12 protein-coding genes, 2 pseudogenes and 1 CRISPR repeat array (1 of these 15 cut by a window edge) are annotated in these 21400 nt (G+C 46.2%); of the genes and pseudogenes, 12 read left to right on the top strand and 2 right to left on the bottom strand.

What is annotated here, in order from left to right; genetic code table 11:
• The first annotated feature begins 42 nt into the window (after positions 1 to 42).
• The 7 genes and pseudogenes from MKX64_RS04340 to MKX64_RS04310 all read left to right on the top strand — a co-directional run bounded on the left by MKX64_RS04340 (position 43) and on the right by MKX64_RS04310 (position 11977).
• A complete protein-coding gene (locus tag MKX64_RS04340; RefSeq protein WP_155619138.1) occupies positions 43 to 3345 on the top strand; it encodes an S-layer homology domain-containing protein in 3303 nt (1100 codons plus the stop codon).
• Positions 3346 to 4537: 1192 nt separating this feature from the next.
• Positions 4538 to 5794, top strand: coding sequence for a group II intron reverse transcriptase/maturase (gene ltrA / locus MKX64_RS04335; protein WP_341035403.1), 1257 nt, complete (start codon positions 4538 to 4540; stop codon positions 5792 to 5794).
• A 101-nt stretch (positions 5795 to 5895) separates the two neighbouring features.
• Positions 5896 to 6075, top strand: a pseudogene (locus MKX64_RS04330) (group II intron reverse transcriptase/maturase); the annotation flags it as partial.
• A 4-nt stretch (positions 6076 to 6079) separates the two neighbouring features.
• Positions 6080 to 6430, top strand: coding sequence for a hypothetical protein (locus MKX64_RS04325; RefSeq protein ID WP_050954049.1), 351 nt, complete (start codon positions 6080 to 6082; stop codon positions 6428 to 6430).
• Positions 6431 to 6626: 196 nt separating this feature from the next.
• Positions 6627 to 6719: pseudogene (locus tag MKX64_RS04320) on the top strand (GTP cyclohydrolase); the annotation flags it as partial.
• A 1506-nt stretch (positions 6720 to 8225) separates the two neighbouring features.
• A complete protein-coding gene (locus MKX64_RS04315) occupies positions 8226 to 9962 on the top strand; it encodes a recombinase family protein (RefSeq protein ID WP_341035402.1) in 1737 nt (578 codons plus the stop codon).
• Between the two features lie 257 nt (positions 9963 to 10219).
• Entirely contained in the window at positions 10220 to 11977 is a 1758-nt protein-coding gene (locus tag MKX64_RS04310) for an IS1182 family transposase (RefSeq protein WP_445670826.1), read from the top strand.
• Positions 11978 to 12113: 136 nt separating this feature from the next.
• On the opposite strand, the gene MKX64_RS04305 is transcribed toward MKX64_RS04310, so the two are convergent.
• The gene (locus MKX64_RS04305) at positions 12114 to 12863 is read right to left on the bottom strand and encodes a class I SAM-dependent methyltransferase (protein WP_095265449.1); all 750 of its coding nucleotides are present in this window, start codon (positions 12861 to 12863) and stop codon (positions 12114 to 12116) included.
• 344 nt (positions 12864 to 13207) lie between these two features.
• On the opposite strand from MKX64_RS04305, the gene MKX64_RS04300 reads away from it, so the two are divergent.
• From MKX64_RS04300 to MKX64_RS04280, 5 genes are all read left to right on the top strand, one after another.
• Entirely contained in the window at positions 13208 to 13834 is a 627-nt protein-coding gene (locus MKX64_RS04300; protein ID WP_095265448.1) for a GNAT family N-acetyltransferase, read from the top strand.
• A gap of 198 nt (positions 13835 to 14032) precedes the next feature.
• Positions 14033 to 15829: a flagellin N-terminal helical domain-containing protein gene (locus tag MKX64_RS04295; RefSeq protein WP_095397569.1), complete on the top strand. Its 1797-nt coding sequence runs from the start codon at positions 14033 to 14035 to the stop codon at positions 15827 to 15829.
• Between the two features lie 376 nt (positions 15830 to 16205).
• A complete protein-coding gene (locus MKX64_RS04290; RefSeq protein ID WP_341035400.1) occupies positions 16206 to 16640 on the top strand; it encodes a WapI family immunity protein in 435 nt (144 codons plus the stop codon).
• Between the two features lie 87 nt (positions 16641 to 16727).
• Complete coding sequence (locus MKX64_RS04285) at positions 16728 to 17276, top strand: delta-aminolevulinic acid dehydratase (protein ID WP_341035399.1); 549 nt, start codon at positions 16728 to 16730, stop codon at positions 17274 to 17276.
• A gap of 110 nt (positions 17277 to 17386) precedes the next feature.
• Positions 17387 to 17857: a DinB family protein gene (locus tag MKX64_RS04280; protein WP_095265443.1), complete on the top strand. Its 471-nt coding sequence runs from the start codon at positions 17387 to 17389 to the stop codon at positions 17855 to 17857.
• Between the two features lie 131 nt (positions 17858 to 17988).
• On the opposite strand, the gene MKX64_RS04275 is transcribed toward MKX64_RS04280, so the two are convergent.
• Positions 17989 to 20847: a DEAD/DEAH box helicase family protein gene (locus MKX64_RS04275; RefSeq protein ID WP_341035398.1), complete on the bottom strand. Its 2859-nt coding sequence runs from the start codon at positions 20845 to 20847 to the stop codon at positions 17989 to 17991.
• 251 nt (positions 20848 to 21098) lie between these two features.
• Positions 21099 to 21400: a CRISPR direct-repeat array (repeat unit 32 nt; unit sequence GTCGCACTCTATACGGGTGCGTGGATTGAAAT) (it continues 1288 nt past the right edge of the window).

Below are 21400 nucleotides of genomic sequence, written 5' to 3'. Positions count from 1 at the left end.
GAACTTGCGGTCTCCGCACATTAGAAAGGAAGTGAAAGGAAAATGAGACCGTTTAAATCATCCGTTCTGTTGGCGGCGTTAGTTCTTTTTTTCGGATGGACCTGGACACAACTGTTTGGGAATGTCGGCATATTGGTTCAGGCCGCCGATGACGGTGCATTCGCGCCGTTAAGCAGTGATTTTGCCGGCGGCTCAGGCACGGAAGAAGCCCCGTATATTATCGAAACCGCTGAACAGCTGAACAAAGTGAGAGATTATCTGGATGCCCATTTCAAATTGGGAGCCGATATTAATCTTTCAACTTACAGTTCCGGAGAAGGATGGTTGCCAATCGCAACGGAATACTCTTCTCCTTTTACCGGAACATTTGATGGCAACGGCTATCAAATTACAGGTTTAAAGATCAACCGTGAAGATGAGAACTACCAATCTTTGTTTGGAGTAACGTCAGAAACGGCTGTCATCCGGAATGTCCATCTCGAGGTCGTGGAGATCAAGGGGTATGATTACATCGGCGGGTTAGTAGGGTATAGCTACGGGATAATTGAAAACAGTACGGTAACGGGAACCCTTATTCGAGGAGAAATGAAGGTTGGCGGGTTAGCCGGTATTGTTAGAAATGACGTGATCGGGTCATCCGCCCATATCGAAGTTGTCGGAGAGCGTGAAGTCGGGGGTCTGGCAGGTCTATTTAGGGGTTCGACTGGTAAAAAGATTACGATTCGCGATTCATTTGCAACTGGTGACGTTGCGGGCATAAATAATCTTGTAGGTGGTTTAGTTGGCATAATTTCATCGGGAAATATAGGAAGTGTCAATGAAATCACGAATTCATATGCGACTGGGGAGGTTAATGGAGACCAGCTTGTAGGTGGATTTGTTGGTAAAGCTGAAGCCCTTCCATCTGGTGTGGTCAGAATTAAGAACTCCTATGCGACAGGGAATGTCAACGGTAAGCAATACGTGGGTGGTTTGATCGGATTTAATGTTACAAATGGTTACGATTCGCCAATAAGTTCAGTGATAGAAGTTGAGCATTGTTACGCGACAGGCAAGGTAACAGGTCATTCTGAGACTGGCGGGCTGGTCGGGGCGAATAATGAATATGAAGAAAGAGGAAATATCATTGAGGTCGCCGGCAGCTACTGGTTGACCGATAGCTATACGGATGGTGAACTCCCTGACAATGGAATCGGAATACCTGTGGAAGAGGCGGATCTCCGCGATCCGGAAACATTTAAGGATTGGGATCTCACAGAGGGCTGGTACCAGTACGACGGACATCGGCCATTTCTCCAATGGCAAAACCCGCTCATCTCCTGGGCTGCGTCCATTGCAAACGATCAGTTGAACCTTGACGACAAGACCCACATTACCGTGAATACGGAACATCAAAACGGGGATCGCTACAATGCGACAACAACCGCCAGGTATAGCGTTGATCCGGATGACCCCGAAATTGTGCGTGTTGATCCTAACGGGGAGGTCAGCACCGTCAAAGGCGGCAAAGCGACGATCACCGTCTCCTTATTCGACAAGTCCGAGACTCTCGACATCGTCGTGGACAGCGGAAATCCGGAACCGCCGACGATCACCCTTCATCCCGACGGCTGGACCAATGCTGCCAAAGTGGAAGTGGCGATCGACCACAGCGCCGCTAACCCAAGGCAGACAGATGTTCACACGATTCGTGTGAAAGTCGGTGACAAGGAGTGGGAGGATCGTGCATTTAACGGTACACCTATCCGCTTAGAGGTGACGGAAGAAGGGCAAACGAAGATCCAGGCGCAAGCGATGGATGACATCGGCAATAAGAGTACGATCGTTGAGCGGACCGTGAAGATCAGCAGAAGCGGCCTGAAGCTGGATGTGGATTTGTATTTTACCGATAATGACAGTAAAGCATATCCCAGCGGAACGTGGACGAACCAAAGTGTGACCGCAGCGGTTTATGCTTCTCATGACCACGGGATCGCGCTGCGGCCCATTGCATATTCGTTGGATGAAGGAGCGGCTTGGGAGATTTATCATGATCCGCTCGACTTCACAACAGAGGGGCAGTACTCGCTTTGGTTCAGAGTGGAAGATGTATTAGGCAATGAAATGAGCGAGCATGTACTCATCCGTATCGATCACACGAATCCGGAGATCGAATTGAAACCCGACGGCGATGAAACCCTTTCGCGGACCATATCCAGTCAAGTCAACGTGAAGGACGACGGCAGCGGGATCGATGCCGCTTCCCTCCGTTATGTTTGGTCAACGAGTTCAGACCCGTTGGATGAACATGCATATTGGCAACCTTTCATTAACCAAAGCACGTTGAGTCATGCAGACAAAAACGGCGGCGACTGGTATTTGCACATTTACGCCAAAGATCAGGTTGGTCAAGAGAGTTACCGAATATCCCGGCGCTTTCGTTTAGAGCGGGAGCCGGTTTCTTCAGAACCGCCGAGTCCGCCTGTCTATATCCGCTCCGGCAATGCAACACTGAGGGAGCTCATCTTGTCAGAAGGCGCGTTGATACCGGAATTTTCGGGGGACATTACGACGTACAAGGCTTTGATCCCGCATGATGCTGACAGCATCCAGCTCACGATCCGTGCTGCACATCATCAGGCTGGAATCAGCGTGAATGGTCGGCAAGTCCGGAGTGATCAGGGAAGCATTCGCATCCCCTTGCACACGGATACGGATATCATTGACATCGTGGTCACTGCAGAAGACGGAACGCGCAGAACGTATTCCATCACCGTGGAACGTATGCAAGAGGAGATGCCGGACCCGCCTTCCCCGGAGCCGTTATTTGCGGATATTGCGGGTCATTGGGCGGAGCCGTTCATTCAGGAAGCCTATGCAAAAGGCATCATTGCCGGATACCCTGACGGTACGTTTAGACCGGATCATGCCGTCACCCGCGCTGAATTTACGTTGATGCTCGTTCGTGCCTTGCGGCTGGAAGGAGAAGCGGGAGGCGATGCGCCTGCTTTTGCGGACGGGGAGCAAATTGGCGAATGGGCAAAGCAAGCGATTGATTTGGCGGCAAGGGCAGGCATTGTTTCAGGATATGAAGATGGAACATTTCGACCTGGTCGCCCGGTCACTCGTGTGGAAATGGCGGTGATGATCGCAAGAGCAACAGGAGCGGAGTTGACCGACCATACGCACACCCGATTTGCAGACGATGCCCGTATTCCGGCATGGGCGAAAAGTTACGTGGAAGAGGTTCGTATCATGGGCATCATTCACGGTCGCGATCGCAATCTCTTCGCGCCGAATGAGACGCTGACCCGCGCGGAAGCGGTCACCAGTATCCTGAGATTGTTGGAGCTGTTGTCACAATAAGGTTTGGTGCAGAAGCGCTTTTGCTTCTGCACCTTTTTTTTGCGGCGTGCCCAGCTAAGCACGCATCTTCTAGCCGGTGAAAGTCCGGTCGCGGGAAGGGCCAAGCCCCCGCGTAGCTAGGATACCTACGTATGGCGAAATCTGTACGTAGAAGCGTATCGACGAAAGTACCTGTCAGAGGCAGGGCGAGCAACATACCAGGCCGTAACATGAAAGTGAATCCTGCCGCGTCGTCAAAAAGGCCTCGCAAGAGGGAAAAGAGGAAGCCGAGTCCCGCGTACATGGACGAAGGCCATGGAAGCTGCCTAGAACTTGGAGCGGCAGTGAAGAATCCTCCGGCGTAGAGGGAACGGCATGGTATGAAAGAGGATGCAGTGAACTGGGGAGGCCCTCCCCTGCACGGTTGCAGAAACCGTAAAGAGGCCTTCTATAAGCCCCAGAGGTGAAGTGAACGGTCTGCAGGAAGGGAGTCCGAGGGGCTCATAGTGCGTGCGTGGCAGCACGCTCATCAGGTGGGTTAAAGTCCCACTGAGTCTCGGACTAGGAGACTTATATCCAAACCTGGGGGTAATTCCTCAGGGGCTAGTGTTACAAATACTAGAGGGCAGGGCGTTCACCGCGAGGTGAAGTCTGAAGGGCTTGAGGAGAAATACCAGGCCGTAGTAAAACGGGGCTACCCGCATTTGCGAACCGGTCGGCCAAAGATGGGGCAAGGTCGAGCCTGCACTATGGAGGCGAAGGCGTCACTAGTTCACCCATCGTACCAAGGTGTGTGCGGACGGCATGGTATGGAAGATGAGCGTAGTAACCCACGGAGATCTCGTAATGTCTGGATGCTAGCACCCTTAAGGACAGGTGGGTAAAGAAAGTCGGAATGGTCGCGTTGTGTCTGCCATTCTTTTCAGGGATACACAACTATCCAGTAATGTGGACTATAAGGAAACCCCGAAATGTACACAAACGCATTGCGAGAAGTCGGAGAGCTGAATAGTACTTCAACAAACGAACAACAGAAACGTTTGGACTACTATCTAAGTATAGTGGCGTCTATTTCATTCAAAAGATGAATGGACGGGGAAGGCGGCTCGCTTTATGGAACCAAAGTCTGAATTGGTGTTGTGAGTAAAGCATACAAGAACGGACAGTTCCCTATGTGAAAGACCCAAAACTTGTTGTGGAGGATACGAAGCCAATGAAAGACCAAGGTACAGTTAAGAAGATTCACTCACTAATAGATAAGGTTTATCATCCAACAAACCTAAGGAAAGCATGGGAAACAGTTAGAGCAAATAATGGGAGTGGAGGCATTGATAAAGTCAGTGTTTCAGAATTTGATCAGTTATCTAATGAAGAATTAGATAGATTGTATCAGCAATTAAAAGATGATTCCTATCAACCGATTCCGGTCAGAAGAGTAAACATCCCAAAGAGGAACAAACCAAATGAGAAAAGACCGTTAGGTATTCCAGCAATACGTGATCGAGTCTGTCAACAAGCTCTTAAGAATCGGCTAGAACCCATCTTCGAACCATGCTTTAGTGATTGCAGTTTTGGATACAGAACCGGTAGATCAACACATCAAGCAATGCGAAAAATCTATCGAGAAATACTAAATGGAAACGAATGGGTTCTAGATGCGGATTTAAAGGACTTCTTTGGAAGTGTTCATCATGAAAGACTAATTGATATGATCGCTGAAAAGGTTAGTGATGGGAGAGTCTTACGACTCATTAGACAAATGCTTCAGGCGGGATATATGGAGAAAGGAAAGAAATATTCTACTCATCAAGGTACACCGCAAGGTGGAGTAATCAGCCCACTCTTCAGTAACATCTACCTTACACCATTCGACCATGAAATGGTTAGAAAAGGGCATTGTCTAACAAGATTTGCTGATGATTGGGTAGTCCTTTGCAAAACTCGGACTGATGCTGTAAGAGCCTTTAACGATGCTAAGGCAATACTTGCTTCATTAGGGTTAACGCTTCACCCAGAAAAGACTCGAATCACCCATATCAAATGGGGTTTCGAATTCCTCGGCTACAAAGTAAAGCAAGGAAAAGGACTTAGACTCCCCAAAAGTAAAATCAAGAAGCAACCTAATCAGATGAATCTCTATGCTGTTCCAACTGAGAAGTCAGTTAAAAGGTTCATGGATACGATCAGAAATCGAACAAAGCGGAGGATTCCCAAGTCCTTATACGAATTGATCGAAAGCATCAATCCTGTAATTAGAGGGTGGGGCACCTACTATCGCAAAGCTCATATTCGAAAGTTGTTCAATAAATTGCAGCGTTGGATCATTAGACGTATTTGGAGCCACAGATTTAAGAGGTGGCGGAACACTGGATGGAAGCGAATTCCCGAACCAAGACTCTACGCAGAATATAAATTAGTAAACCTAATCTCTCTTATTCCAGACTTGACGTTTTCGAGAACGACGCGTTGAAGCAGAATTCCTATGGAACTCCTTCAGGGAAGTACGGGTGAAGCCCAGAGGACCTTGAAGTGATGGTTAAGCGTCGTCCGGCAAACTCCGAGCCCCATGAGTACTGGCCGCTTATACGACAACAATTATTAGAAGGGGCCTATCAAACGGCACCAGTCCGAAGGGTCGAAATCCCGAAACCCGACGGCGTTGTCAGATTATTTGGCATTTCGACTGTGGTAGATCGCTTTATCCAACAGGCTCTTCTCCAAGTGCTTACTCCTATCTTTGAAGCACATTTTGTCAATGACAATTGAAACCGATCGGGAAGATATAAAGCGGCTTTTTGCTCCGGTTGCACCGGGAATTAAGCTGCGAATTCAAGCATTAAGAGAAGTACATGAGGTAGGGATAACTACACAAGCGTCAATTTCACCTGTACTGCCGTTCACTCCGGATTTCCCAAAGTTACTGGAAGGTATCGTAGATCGGATATGGATAGATACACTTAATATCGGGGATGGTTCGATGGGGAAACACTCTGAACGACTCGGCATGCACCAGTTGTTCAAAGCCTATGGACTTTCGGAATGGTATCAAAAAGATATCCATCTCAGAGTAGAAAAGTACTTTAAAAAACATTCCCTCAAGAAATGATTCATGTTTCCAAAGAAGAAGCTTTTCCGGTCTTTGAGAAAGGTACTTAGTTCAGATGAAACCATACCTGGATACTAATTCACAGGCTATATAGTTTGCCCCTTAAGGATAACTCTCAACATAACTGTCGCAATATAAGCACAAGATAAGACAAGGCTTTTCCAGAAAACCAACGAAATGGAGTTTATACATGTCAGTTTTACGCGATTTCGAAAATGCAGAGCACGCCTTAATTCGATTTCATTCCATCTACCATACTGGAGATGTTTTTGGCAGTAGGAGGGCAGAACAAGTGCAGCTTATTCATTCATTGCATGCAGGGTCGAGCGGTAGACAATGACCAGCACCTATATATATAATGAGTAATCTGAACAACCTGCAGCGCATTAAGCTCTTAACAAATAAAAGAAAGCGACCCGCCAAATTCGAGTCTCCTCCCATACCAATCATGTTCGTAACTTACAAAGTCACAATTATAGTTAAATAACTCAGGTCAGGATATAGCTTTAAAGTGAAGTAATACCGGACTGGAAAACAACATATCGAATTTGCAAACTAAGCAAAAAAATCAATGAATTTCCATAAAATCAAAGTATAATCGGAGAGAATTAATTCCACAGATATTTACATAAGATCAAAAAGCAGTAGAGCCTTTCTTGAAAAGCTTCCTGCTTCTTCTGAACTCTCTTGAATTATTCTTCGGGATCCACCAGTTCACTAGCTTCCACCCTCAACGGGATTTTCTTCACTTTGTTCAGTTTCCTTACATGTAAAGCTGGTTATTGACCGAGATGTAATCGCGACAGCATTAAGTGGCCATTTTTAATTTTTTTCGGCAACAGATACATCCCATCTTTTCTGTAACCGAGATTAAACTCTCGGCGCATGTGGATGATGATCTCGAAATACTCACATTATTTTCCCTCAAATTGATTCATCATTTTTTCGAGCTTTCTGACAAAGCTTAGAACCTCTCTTGTTGGGACCATTTCTTCCATAATGTGATCACCTCGCCATCATTATAGCTCACGATGCCGAAGATTTCTAATCTGTACAAAGAGCTTTCTATCCTCTCCGATTTATTTTTTTCGCAGAAAGGTCCGATTTTGGCTTCAAAATGAAACGGATGATAGAGGGGCATGTCCCCTGCTGTTTTTCTGTACCTTGAAAATCAAATACCATCCATTCCGGTACGTTCCTCGCATGTCTAGGAAGCCAAATTGCAGGTGCGCCATGACCACCCTGCCTTTTTTCGGAAAAGAAGACAACAAGGTGAGAGCGATTTTTGTCCATGCAATAATAAATGGTGGTTCCATTTAAGGCGATGACCCATGCGGGGGATAATGATACTTCCGTCCAGCCACAGCTCTGCTTTTAGGCAGATCACGCAATGGGGGCGGCTTGCAGCGATCCTGGGAGAGGTATTCTGACAATACCTATGAGGCCGTTAACCACCGGCCGCTGGAATTGGATTTATGCGATACAACCAAAACAAGGAAGAACAGAGATGCGTATAAGGTGATCGTCCTTTGTCGCATCTCTGTTTTAGATGTAATGAACCAAACGGGGGGGTTATGATGAGTCGAAAATTAATCAGATATAGCATGCAAATTGCCATGTTGAAACAATTATTGGCTCTGTCACTGATTTCGGAAAAAGAGTTTACTCTTATCAAAAACAAAACCATGAAGGAATACGATGTTGTTTCAGACCTGACTTCTTGATTCGCACAATTGTTGGTCTGCTTAACTCTTATTACACTGATCGTGATAATAAGACGAAAGGAGCCTTAACAATGGGGTATACAGTTGAAGTAATCAAAGCCAATCGGAAGCTATCAGATCGTGTTGGAGGAAGGCCAGACCGTCTGCGGGTTGCTCCTTATGCCAGAGTGAGTACCGACACGGAAGAACAGTTAAGCAGCTATAAGTCGCAAGTTGCTCACTATACAGATATGGTTAGCCAACGAAACGATTGGATATTGGTGGACATTTACGCGGATGAAGCTATCACGGGAACCCAAGTGAAGAAACGTGATGATTTTCAACGGCTGATAAAGGATTGCATGGATGGCAAAATTGATATGGTTATTACCAAGTCCATTTCAAGGTTTGCCAGAAATACTGTGGACACTTTGAAATATGTTCGCATGTTGAAAGAAAGAAACGTCGCTGTATTTTTTGAGAAAGAGAATATCAACACGCTTACTATGGATGGGGAATTGTTACTAACCATTTTAAGTTCGGTTGCTCAACAAGAGGTTGAGAATATTTCTTCTATTGTAAAAATGGGCTTGAAAATGAAAATGCAACGTGGGGAACTGGTTGGATTTCAAAGCTGCCTTGGATATGACTATGATCCCGTTACCAAACAGATATCGGTAAACGAAGAAGAAGCTAAGATTGTACGCTACATCTTTGAGCGCTATATTTCTGGTGTTGGTGCATACGTGATTGCAAAAGAACTGATGGAATTCGGATATAAGACGAAAAGAGGGAATCCCGAATGGAATGATACAACTGTTCTAGGCATTATTAAGAATGAGAAATATAAAGGTGATCTCCTTCAGGGAAAGACGTTTACTCTCGATCCGATTTCCAAGCGCAGACTTGAAAATCATGGTGAGGAAGATCAAGACTACATCAAAAATCATCATGAGCCAATTGTCAGCGAAGAAGTCTTTAACAAGGCACAGGATATATTGCACCGTAGAGGAAAAAATCGCGGGAAGCTTAAACAAGGCAGTAAACGGGAAAAATACAGTAGGAAATTCGCTTTTAGCAGCAAGTTGGAATGTGCGTTCTGTGGTTCCAACTTCTCTCGGCGGAGTTGGAATAGTGGTACATCGCATGAAAAGACAATTTGGCAGTGTACCACTAACACGAAGAAGGGAAAAAGATTTTGTCCGCACAGCAAAGGAATAGAAGAAAAAATTATTGAAGGTGCATTTATTGAAACGTACAAATTAGTTTGTAGTAATCATAAGGATGTGTTAGACGAATTATTAATCAGAATGGAATCCGTATTTAGTGACCAGAACAATCAAAAACAATTGAACAAAATTATAAATGAAATCCAGGCGATTGAACATAAGCGCTGTAAACTGATCGACTTGCATCTGGAAGAAAAAATAGACCGCCCAACATATGAGCGTAAGTTTGAGGAACTCGAATCCACGTTGACCGAACTGCTCGACGAAAGAGAGGGATTGGAGGAAGCGGCGCAAGAAGAAATCAATATCGAGAAAAGAATTGAACATTTCCGCAAAGTGCTTCAAACGAATGCCATCCTGTCTACATTTGACCGGAATGTGTTTGAGAGCGTCGTTGATAAAGTTATAATTGGAGAGAGCCTTAATGAAGGTAACCCTAATCCTTATAAGCTAACTTTTATCTATAAAACAGGCTTTACGAGCAGCGTTCAAGCCAAGATGGGCAGGCAAAATCGAAAAAAGCCCTCAGTAAATGAAAGGAGTGATTCATGTTCCTATTCCCAACTCAACACATGTGGAGTGTGTGGTGTTGTTGGTTAGGAATGACAGATAGTTTGAGGTATACTGACGTGCAAACAGCAATGAAGCGGGTGAGTCCCGCATTTTATAAGACAGGTTGGAGGAGGCTGTCCAGAAAGTCAGTGAAACCTGACTACTGGCAGCCTCTTTTTTTGTAAAACGCTAAAAATATGCGCAAAAAAACCGTCTTTTCCTGTAAAATGAAAGTTACCACACAACCATTTCAGAAAGGGACGGTTTTTATGCGTAATCAAATGACTACTACTAAACATTATAACATGCAACTCACATTTCCTCTAGAAAATATAGAAGGAAACATAGATTCTAAACGAAAGCTCACACCTGCTTTTAAAGCTTATGATAACAAGCAGATGCATATGATCTTGGATCTAGAATCACTAATCCCTTCCCACCATGTCGCTCGTATCATTGATGAAATGATTGAATCTATTCCTGACGAGCTGTTGTTTGCTCATTATGTTGGCGGTGGCCGTAGTTCCTACCATCCTAAAATGATGCTCAAAGTGATTCTTTATGGCTACTCTCAAAAAGTCTATTCCTGCCGTGGCATTGAAAAACTATTACAAGAAAACCTACCGGCGATGTGGCTAGCTGCGATGCAACAGCCGGACTTCCGCACCCTGAATGACTTCCGTGGTGTGCGAATGAAGAGCCTTATGGATGAGCTCTTTCAAACGATGATTAAAAAGCTCATCAACGACAATTTTATTACCATGGAGAACTACTTCTTGGATGGCACAAAGATTGAAGCTAATGCCAACAAGTATTCTTTTGTGTGGAAAAAATCTACGTTACGCTTTGAAGAGAAACTCAAAGAAAAGGTGCAGGCAACCCTTGCGCATATTCATACGCTCACGCAGCAAGAAGCTAGTGAAATGGTAGCTACCGATCCAGATGAGCTTCCTGTACAGCTTGAAGAAACAGCTGTTATTCTAGAAGAACAAGTAGAGCGCTTAACTGAACAGATCGCTCAAACCAATGACAGTGAAGCGAGAAAAGCCTTACGAAAAGAGCGTAGTGCCTGGAAACAGCCTCTGAAAAAGATTCGTCAAGACTTTCTTCCACGTCTGGCCAAGTATGATCAGCAGAAAGCTTGCTTTGGTGATCGCAATAGCTACTCCAAGACCGATCCAGACGCTACGTTTATGCGAATGAAAGAAGATCACATGAAAAATGGTCAACTTAAACCAGGTTACAATGTACAGATGGCAACGGAAAACCAATTTATTTTGTTTTATAGTCTTCACCAACGACCAACGGACACACGCTGCTTCATTCCGCATATGGAGCAACTTGCTGCGTCTTCTTTACCCATGCCTAAAACCGTGATTGCTGACGCTGGTTATGGTAGTGAGGAAAACTATTTGTACGCGTTAGGCGAAGAAAAAGAGACGCGATTTGATTTTCTTATTCCATATGGCAGCTATATGCACGAACAAACCAGACGCTACAAAAAGAACATGAAGCATGCAAGCAATTGGACGTATGAAGAGTTAGACGATCGCTTTATTTGCCCGAATGGTCGATACGTTTCGTTTAAGAAGTACCAGACGAAGAAGACACGCTCCGGCCTAGAGCAAAGCTTTAAGATTTACGAATGTGAGGATTGTAGCGATTGCCCATTAAAGGCAGCATGTACGAAAGCAAAGGGAAATCGTCAAGTACACTGGAACACGGTATGGGAAGAATTAAAGGCAAAGGCAAAAACAGCCCTTGAGGATGACGAGAAATCCGCGATCTATGCTCGACGTAAAGTCGAGGTTGAGAGTGTATTCGGTCACATCAAGGGCAATCGGTCGTTCCGCAGATTTTCCTTGCGGGGTCTAGAAAAAGTTCATACAGAGTTTGGGATTGTGGCCTTGGCCCACAATCTACTGAAAGTAGCAGGCATTCGCCTCGCTACATTCTTTCAAACGCAGGGACGTAAAAAGGTTGGACGGAGAAATGGTTCTCTTCTCGTCCAACCTTTTTACTTTAGGGACTTATTGGACAGCCCCTTTTTTATGTTCCATTAAGAGTCTGATAGTAAAGAAATGTCAGGTTCTGCTTTCCCGTTCTCCATGCAGTAAGAAGGACGTCCACTACACTATTACAAGAACAAGAAAGGACACTCGATAATATCGAGCATCCTTACGGCCCCCCTCCCAACCGCTATAGCTTCGCTCTTATTAAGAAACGATGCGAATTGGTCTTAATCCCCTTCTCGGTCTGATTCTCCTTTATAAACTGTTGGAGGATGTGAAAATCAGCCTCAGTCTGTCCAAAGCCAGGAATGATGGGTGTATGCTTTAGTAAAAATATCAGGTCTTCAGCCGTTTGGTAATATTCATTCACGTTATATTCAAACGACTGAATGTCGCTAAACCCGGCTCTACTTAGCGCATCCAGATAGGTTTGTTTTAATGTGCCGGGTGTGGTTCCCCATGCCTGGCCTCTGCCGAACGCTTCTTTAATATTGATTTTATCGTTTTCGCTTACTTGCTGGGTTAGGAATGTACCGCCGTTCACTATAACCTTAGCGACCTCTGTCGCGGAAAATTCTGAATGTCTGCAGGAGACAATATCAAAAAAGCGATGCGGAAATTCCAGATGCTCTGCGTCCATCTTGAAGAAGCGGACGTTCGATTTGCCTGATTTCGCAACATTTCTAGTTGCCTTTTCAATCATGCCAGCTGATCGGTCAATCCCGATGAGCAGCCATGCGGATTCAGCAATGGATAAGATCGCTTCCCCGCCGCCAGTGCCAATGTCCAGCAATATGTCCGATTTCTTGCAGACATTTGTGACTTCTCGGTACAAATCCCAAGGTGCATCTTCCGTTACGCATTTCACTCGGCTGAAATCCCAGCCATTCCTCCTGCCGACTTTATCATAAAACGTTCTGTAATCCGATGGATTCAATTTTACTCCACCTTTCAATGAGGATAAAATAGGGACTGTATCATGCAATGCTTTAGCTTCATGAGATCAAAAGGGCAGACTTCTCCCTTGATGGCTGGTACGCGTTTTGTCCAGCCCGAAAGCTAAATATCTCGAACGATACGGAAAGTCATCCACGACACCTCATTTGAAAGATTGATTCCATTATAGTTCGAAGAGAGCTGCTCACTCAACTCAGTAAAAGCAGTTTGGACAGAGATGTGGCAATGTTACGTGCTGTTTAGGCATACCTCAACATACGTTATCTATATCGATATCATGTTGGCCAAGATGGGTTAAGTGAACCCGCGGAAAGGGAGTGGATCATGATGATTCGTAAACCAACGGCAGATGAGCATGCGGAGTGTATCAAGCTTTTGTATATGTCCGGAAAGAATATCTTCCGTTATTTTTTTATCGTTAGAGAGCCTGAGATTTATAACTGCATCGAGGTGTTCTATACCAAGCCGGATGTCCTGTTCAGCCGTGAGAATATGCTTGTGAAGATCGAGAATGAGAAGGTATGCGGACTACTTCTCTCTGTGCCTACTATAGATATGGAGCAGATGGACAAAAACATGATGAAATACGGGAGAGAGCTGTTTCAGACAGCTGGCTTTACCAATGCCATCAAAATGATGTTTCGTTCCGGACTGCAAAAGTATTTGACCGTCATGAATAAGGAGGACGAATATTATATCTCCAACCTGGCTGTGTTCGAGGAGTGCAGAGGCAGAGGCTTCGGGGTAGAATTGCTAAGGAAAGCGGAGGAGCTGGCCAGAGAAGCGGGATATCATAAGCTGGTATTAACCGTGGAGTTTCAGAATCGTGAGGCGAAGAGGATATATGAAAAGTTCGGGTTACGTCAGACGGATCAAGTCGAGCTCCCGAAGAAATACCACAAGTATGGGCTGGACGGCTTTTATAAGATGGAGAAGGTGCTAAACGAATAGCTTGGGGACCATTGTGACGCCCATGCTAATCGAATTGTTGGAGCAGGATATAAAGTTATTGAGCGTAGCTGAGCGCGATATAAATTCTATTTTATGCAGCTTATATCGTTCGTGTTATCGTCATAATAATTATTCGATGGTATAATCTACTAATAAAGAAAAAGTACAATTGTGTTATATGACTACAGGCGGTGGAAAATGAGAATTTCACATAACCTTCCTGCACTTAATACTTTACATAGGTTAAACCAGAATCATAGATCGACATCCAATTCATTAGCGAAATTATCTTCCGGACGACGTATCAATAAAGCCGCAGATGATGCGGCAGGCTTGGCGATATCCGAAAAGATGAGGTCTCAAATTCGTGGATTGAATCAAGCGGAGAGAAATATTCAGGATGGTATCTCCTTAATTCAAACAGCGGAAGGCGGATTACAAGAAATCACGGATATTATAAAAAGACAGCGAGAATTAATAGTTCGTGGCTTAAATGATACACTTACCGATAACGATCGACAGAAGATTGATCAAGAGCTCCGTCAGCTGACGGAGGAAATTAACAGTATCTCTGAAAAAACGCAGTTTAATACGATAGGTTTGTTGTCGGTCGACCATGTCATATTCGCTGATCGTTCAAGCAGCAATATTGATGTATCAGTGAGTAACCCGTCGCCAGCAACCTCGGTACAGACCATTGTGGAATACAAACCAAAAGGCACCCTCCCGGAAGAAAGGCATTTAGTAAGAAGCACTGACACAACGGATACTAACCATTCTTACTCGAATACAAATAGTACAGCATCCATCGTTTTGCCGGATGGAAGAGAAGGATATAATGAGCGCAACGTTGATATTCTAACAACGACGAAGACAGATACCAATGTCAGTGTGTATGAAACATTGACCCCTACAGACGATCCGGAATTTGAAAAAACCCAAATCATTTACTCGGTAGGAAGGAATGATACTATTTTCGGACCGAAAGGGTTTGGAAATGCCTATGGTTCGCTGCTCGAATATATTGAAGTGAACGGAAATTCGAGAGAATTAATATATACTTCTCGTAGTAACCCGGGTACTGTTCCGGCCTGGGATTTTATGCGGTTTCCCAACACTGATATATCGATTACGAGGTATAGGACAGTAACAGCTGACAATTCCATGGAGATTACTTATGTGATAACTAATGGAGATTCGTCTGATGCCAATATTAAACTTCAGAATATGGTTAACCCTCCTTCGAATTCGACGATTACCGATGGTGGTGGAAATCCTATAGCTTCTGGAACTCAGATTACAACCCCGCCAAGCACGTTTCATATGACGGGTACGGATGCTAATGCTGACATCATATTTAATGATGCGCTTGGGCTCCCGCCAACAGAAATTAGCGTAGACAATCCGACATCAGGACAGCCTAGAATTAATTTTGATTGGGATCTGTCCGTCCCTCAAGGTGGAAGTATAACACTTGGATTCCATTACGGCCCGTTCTCGCTGAATGTTGATGTGTTTGAACGAACGCGAGAAACTGTTGTGACGCAGCAAATTGAAACTACGGTCTTAACGGACATCACAGATATTGACTACACGACTAAAACGCTTGACATCCAAGCCGGGGCTAATGAAGGTGAAGTAATCTCAATCCCTCTATTTAATGTGAGTTCGCAAAAATTGGGGATTGCAGACTTGGGCGTATCTCCACCTGCCATACCAGAGAAAGCATTAGCTCAAGCAGATGGAGCGATTGAAAGGATTTTAAATTATAGAGGGTTGTATGGTGCTATGCAAAATCGTTTGGAACACACGATGAATAATGTGGGAAATGTGGCTCTTAATATGACAGCAGCCGAATCTCGCATACGAGATGCAGACATGGCTAAAGAAATGACAAGTCTGACGAAAACAAACCTGTTAACTCAATCGGCTCAAGCGATGTTGGCACAGGCCAATCAGCATCCCCAAGCGGTCCTCCAGTTATTGAAATCTTAATCTTACATTCGTCCCATATACATAAAGGAGAGGCGATGGGCACTCTTAAGGTCAACCAAGAACTTCTGGTGCACCTATTGTTGTAAGAGCTTATAGATGGCTCTGCCACTAAACCTATTGAAAGTTGAACCCAACTGAGAACCACCGAAGCACGCTTTGCTTGCGCATCCTTGCGCATGCAGAGCGTTTTTTTTATCCTCCGCCACGTACCCTCCTCTACCCTCTTTGGTCACTTTCCGCTCTCTGCCCATCTGCTTCGTTGTTGCTGTCCTAACAACGCCGGTTCGTTGGCAGGAACGCCGGCCGGGCATTTTTCAAGGGCGCTGCTTTTTTCGTATAATGAATGAAATACGGTCATGAATAGGGGGCGGAGACGATGAACGGATTTCGTGTTGCAGGAACACAGGGGCATATTGAGATTCAGCTGGAAGAAGTGTACGGTTTCCCTGAAGCGACCAGTCATTTTGGAGGATATGACGCCAAGGCCAGCGTGGAGATTAAGAGCGGGAACTATTCGGTGAAAGGGGAAATGTACGTCACGACCAGGGAGATCTCCCTATTCTATGATCAGTTAAAAGCTTGCTATCAGCGCCTGGACGGTGAAGTGGAATTTGCCAATTATGATGTCAGCCTGGAGTTGAAATTGTGCTTTAATGCCCAAGGGCATGTGCTTATCACGGGCCGGTTCAAAGAGCGTCCTGAACTGGACAACGAACTAAGGTTTGAAATGGAGAGCGATCAAAGCTATTTGATATCTGCGCTGGAGGATATGGAACAGATTGTGCAGCAGTATGGTGGGATGGGTGGGTAAGCGGGGAGGATAGGGATGGGACTTGGCTGTCCCCGCAGCGGAGAAGCATTTGATCAAGCAAATTGCAGAAAAGGGGAAGGATCATAGATGAGCAGACCGGAAATGAACGTGGCTGTCGTGTGCGGACCGGATTGTGATATGGAAACCCAGGCGGTCCGTGCTTCGCTGGAGTATTTTGGAGCCAGAGTATTTACATATTGGGTGGGAAGGCCCCATGATTTGATTTCGGTATTGACGGGTGAAGACCTCTATCCGGATACCGATATTATTCTCCTCAATTTTCATGGTGATGAGGGGAAATTGATCATGCCCGAATTGGACGAAAGTATCTATGAAGATGGGGAACCGCACGGAGACTTTGGACCTGGTGAAATCAAGCGATTTACCATGCTTCATGGAAAAACTGTGATCGCCAGCGGCTGCACACTGGGAGATCCGGCAACAGCCAAGGCGTTTATGGATTCCGGGTGCCGAGCTTATATCGGCCCGGATGATTATCCGGATGGGAGCATGGCGCTTATGTTTGTCATTCGCTTCTTCTATGAAATGATTCACCACAAGAAGGATATAAAAGAAGCCTTCCATTTGGCCCGTGCGGTGGACGAGGATATGTCGATGTATCGATTGTATCAATGAACATGGCGCTCATATTTTAGTTCTAAATAGGAACATTTGTTTGCTTTTATATGGGATATTATAGTATGCTAATGATAGGTGGGAGAATATGGATCGCGGAGGCGTTGTGTATGGCTGTTAAGAAGAAGGAAGTATTGGACGAGTTCTCAAGCTTTGTACCTTGGGTCGAGAGTCTTAAGCAATCGGCTGAAGACGTATGGCGGAAGCCGATAGCCGAAGGCAAGTGGTCGCTTCGGGAGATTCTAACCCACATCATGCACTGGGATAAGAATAGCCTGGAAGTGATGGTTCCCCGCATGGACGAGGGGGCAGTGTTGTTATTCGTTGATATCGAGGAGCATAATCGGGAAGCTGAGGTCGTGGCGCAGTCCTACGATTGTCTAGAGAACCTCATTGACGACGTGGTGGAGACGCGCAAGAAGCTGCTTGAATTATTAGAGGAAAGATACGAGGATGACTTGAAACTAACCATCGACAACGAAGAGTATACATATAAGAGATTTGTAGACATCTTCATTCATCATGATGCGCATCATAGACAGCAGGTCGAAGCTTTTTTAAAGCAGGAGAGGCAAGTCTAATGGCATAATGGCCGTATCCTTACCTGGGTTATACATACGATGAACATCTATTCACAACGATATATAGAGCCTTTCACCTCCAGAAGTGGGAGAAAGGCTCTTGTTTATTGTATATGCTTCATGAGGTCAGATTATCTCCACGCACTCAACCGCTCGGTTCTGTGAACGAAGGAGGAGGACATGGACTTCATTCGGGCGTTGAGCAGCAGCTGCCTGCCCTCCAGGTTACGAGTGAACCTCACCTCGGCCTGGCCTACGAGAAGGTTCCATTGCCGGCAGAACAATTCGGCATTCTCCTTGTTACGTCCAATCCATTGCGGTACTGCATGATAATCCTCCCGGTTAATCGGGCCGAGCTTGGACTTGCGAAGCAGCAGATAACGCGGGTTCTCAATCGGATCGAACAGCTCCCGGACCGCATCCAGAAACAGAGTCTGCTCATAGGTGGTCCCGCCCTCAAGCCAGCAGTATACGTAGCCGTTAGAATCACGGTCTGTCTGTACGGTCACTTCTTTCCGGGTCTTTATCAGGTTTATCTGGGTCAGAGTGAGGAGCAGAGCCTCTCCAACATGCTTCATGTTGTCCTCGACCGTCCCGTTGCGGATAAACAGGCGGATTGCTTTGAATGTATAAGGCAGCGCCGCTAATATACCAATGATGGCTGCAAATGTGATGAAACCGAGAAAGGCTTTGGACGACCCCTGGACCCCACCGTTGATTCCACTTAACAGCCGGGAAAAGGTCACCACTCCGATCAATCCTGCCTGAATAAGCAGCGCTCGCAGCGTGTTTATCCATACAAAAGGCTTCGGCATCACCTCGGCTTCCATCTTGATCTCCTCAACCATTCTTCCATTCTGACCACGGGCTATCGCGCGATCCCAACGCTCTTGTAGGTGCTTGCGTTCTCCCGCAAGTGTCAGCATGATGTCGTTCATTCGCTGGATACTGTCCTCTTGAAAAGGCGGCGTCTCCAGTGCCATTCGGTCTATGCCGTTCTCGATGGCACTTCCTTTATTCGACAGTCCAACAAATGTCTTGAATCTGCGGGCCAGTGTGTTCATATCATAATCGTACTCCTGGCCATGCAGCCGGGGTTCCGTGCAGACCAGGTGCCAGATGGTGGATGTTTTGCCGGGGTTCCCCGGCTGGGTCCGGATCGCTCTTCCTCTCATCTGGTTGGACAGCATGAAGCTGCCGACATAAGAGGCCAGAATCAAGGAGTTAATGCAAGGGGCATCCCAGCCCTCGCCCAGCAGTGCAGTTGTTCCGGTCAAGACATGGATCTCCCCGCGGCTGAACAGCTCGGTTATCATGCTGACTGTGAGCTGGTTCGTTTTCCCCTGCAAGCGGAGCACGGCGTAATTAGGGTCATGCGGCAACTGGTGATGCGTGTATGTTCCCGGAGCGCCTCTTTCTTGCCATATGTCATCCAATACCGGCAAAGCACTTGTTGGGAGAATGACGATGGAGCCGGTTAACACACCTAACTTGAGGTCCGGTGTTTGGCCGCGCCTGAGCTTCTCAAATATCGGAATGACGCCCAGTCGATTCAGCGGCTTCTCATCATCTGCGCTTGTAGGAAGATCCGGAAGCCGGATATAGTCGGTCAGCACCACCATCCGCAGCTCTTCATGCAGGTTCTGTCGTTCAAACTGAACAATGTCCTGAATGCTCTGCAGCTTGGAGACACTGCCCACAAGCAGGCGGTCCAGCTTCCGGTTCGACTGCAGATATACTTTCCTTCTCTCTACGGCGCCCATGCGCTGCAGCCACGTCCGAATTTCTTGGATGACTTCCTGGTCTTCTTGTCGCTTGGATATCAGGTTGTCCTGGAATAGAACGCCGTTCAGCAGCTCTTCCAGCCATTCCAGAGTCAGACTCGGGATCGATTTCGGGTCTGCGCCCAGAACGTGGAGCAGTGGCTTCCACTGCGAACTTCCCGCTTCTTTTAGAAAAATAACGATACTCGAAAAATAGCCAGGTCGCGATAAAATGGCTTCCATATGGTCGGTGGTCGATCGAACCCACGGGTGCTGCTCTACCATCCGCAGGAACGCGGAATTCTCCAGAAGCTTGCTCCGAACCGCATGGGCTTCTCGCTGGAAAGCATGGATTCGCTTTCGCTCTTCTGCAGCAGGTGAAGAGAAATAAATATAATCCTGATGGGGGCATAGATCCCCTTCACGAACCAGCTCGGGCACGCTAATCTCTAGGTCAATTGGGCCGCACAGTTCGATATACTTCTGCCACTCGGCAGGGGATACATCGTAAGGCGGAGTGGCGGTCAATGCAACCAGATTGGGGCGCGTGAGCCGATCGCGGAAAGCCATGGTGCTTCGCCACCACTCAGCACGCAGATGGTGGGCTTCATCGAGCACAAGGGTTTCATAACCAACCTGCCTCAAGACAGCCTGTATATCAACCGCCCTGCCGGATACCGATGAAGCTTCCGCTGGAGAATTCGGCCAGTCCACTGGTGCGCTTCCAGCTGTTTCGCCGCCATGTTCGATGGATGAATGGCCGCCTTCTTCAGACATGTCCTCCTCGGGCAGCTGCTCATCGAGGAGTTCATTCATTTCTCCCTCCACACTGTCCACTCCGGTTACGTCATACTCGAACCCGTCCTCGTCTCCAGTTGAGCCGTTCTGCGAAATCAGGCTGTGAAGAGCTTGATACGTGGTGACTGTCAGGAATTTAGGATTGCGCAAATCACCGGAAATCCAATCCGGCGTTTCCTGCTCCTGCATAAACAGCTTCACTAACCGGTCAATCCATTGCTCCTTAATGGTGATCGTCGGTGCTAGAATTAATGTTGGCTTATTCAGCCGCCTTATGATTTCGAGTCCAACCACGGTTTTGCCTGATCCCGGAGGTGCCACAAGATGAAAATGACGATTGCTCAAATAGCGGTCAAGCTGGTCCAGCACCTTCTGCTGATAGCTTCTCCAGGGATAGATAAAAGCGAGATTTGCTGGGAATGATTTCATAATGGCATCCTTTCTATGGTGGGTATGCTGTTTACATTTTACCAGAATGCAGCCTATCATGTTGAGGAACACCAGCTTCCCTGGTGCGAACCCCAAGCGCACATGAAATCCCTGGGAGGTTCGCACCCCGCGTCCCGCAAGGAGTTCAGCCGATTTGGTAGAAAATAGGGGGAGGTTATAGTATGCTAAAAAGGAGGTTCGCACTTTTGAACTTATAAAGCCTTGTACAACAAGGGGTTATAAGGTGTGCTGTCGCACTCTATACGGGTGCGTGGATTGAAATGCCCACTACTATATCAAGAAATATATGTTCCTATACAGTCGCACTCTATACGGGTGCGTGGATTGAAATAAAAGTCCTTGTTATATAATATTAGTAGGCAAAGGTCGCACTCTATACGGGTGCGTGGATTGAAATTTTACCTTTGACTCGATCTATAATTTTAAAAAGTACAAGTCGCACTCTATACGGGTGCGTGGATTGAAATAGGATTATATAAAAATGCTAGATGACGGATGGAGACCGTCGCACTCTATACGGGTGCGTGGATTG

Origin of the sequence: Paenibacillus sp. FSL M8-0334, assembly GCF_038000405.1 — a bacterium.
Taxonomy (GTDB): domain Bacteria; phylum Bacillota; class Bacilli; order Paenibacillales; family Paenibacillaceae; genus Paenibacillus_AQ; species Paenibacillus_AQ campinasensis.
This window is presented reverse-complemented; position numbering and strand designations above follow the sequence as displayed.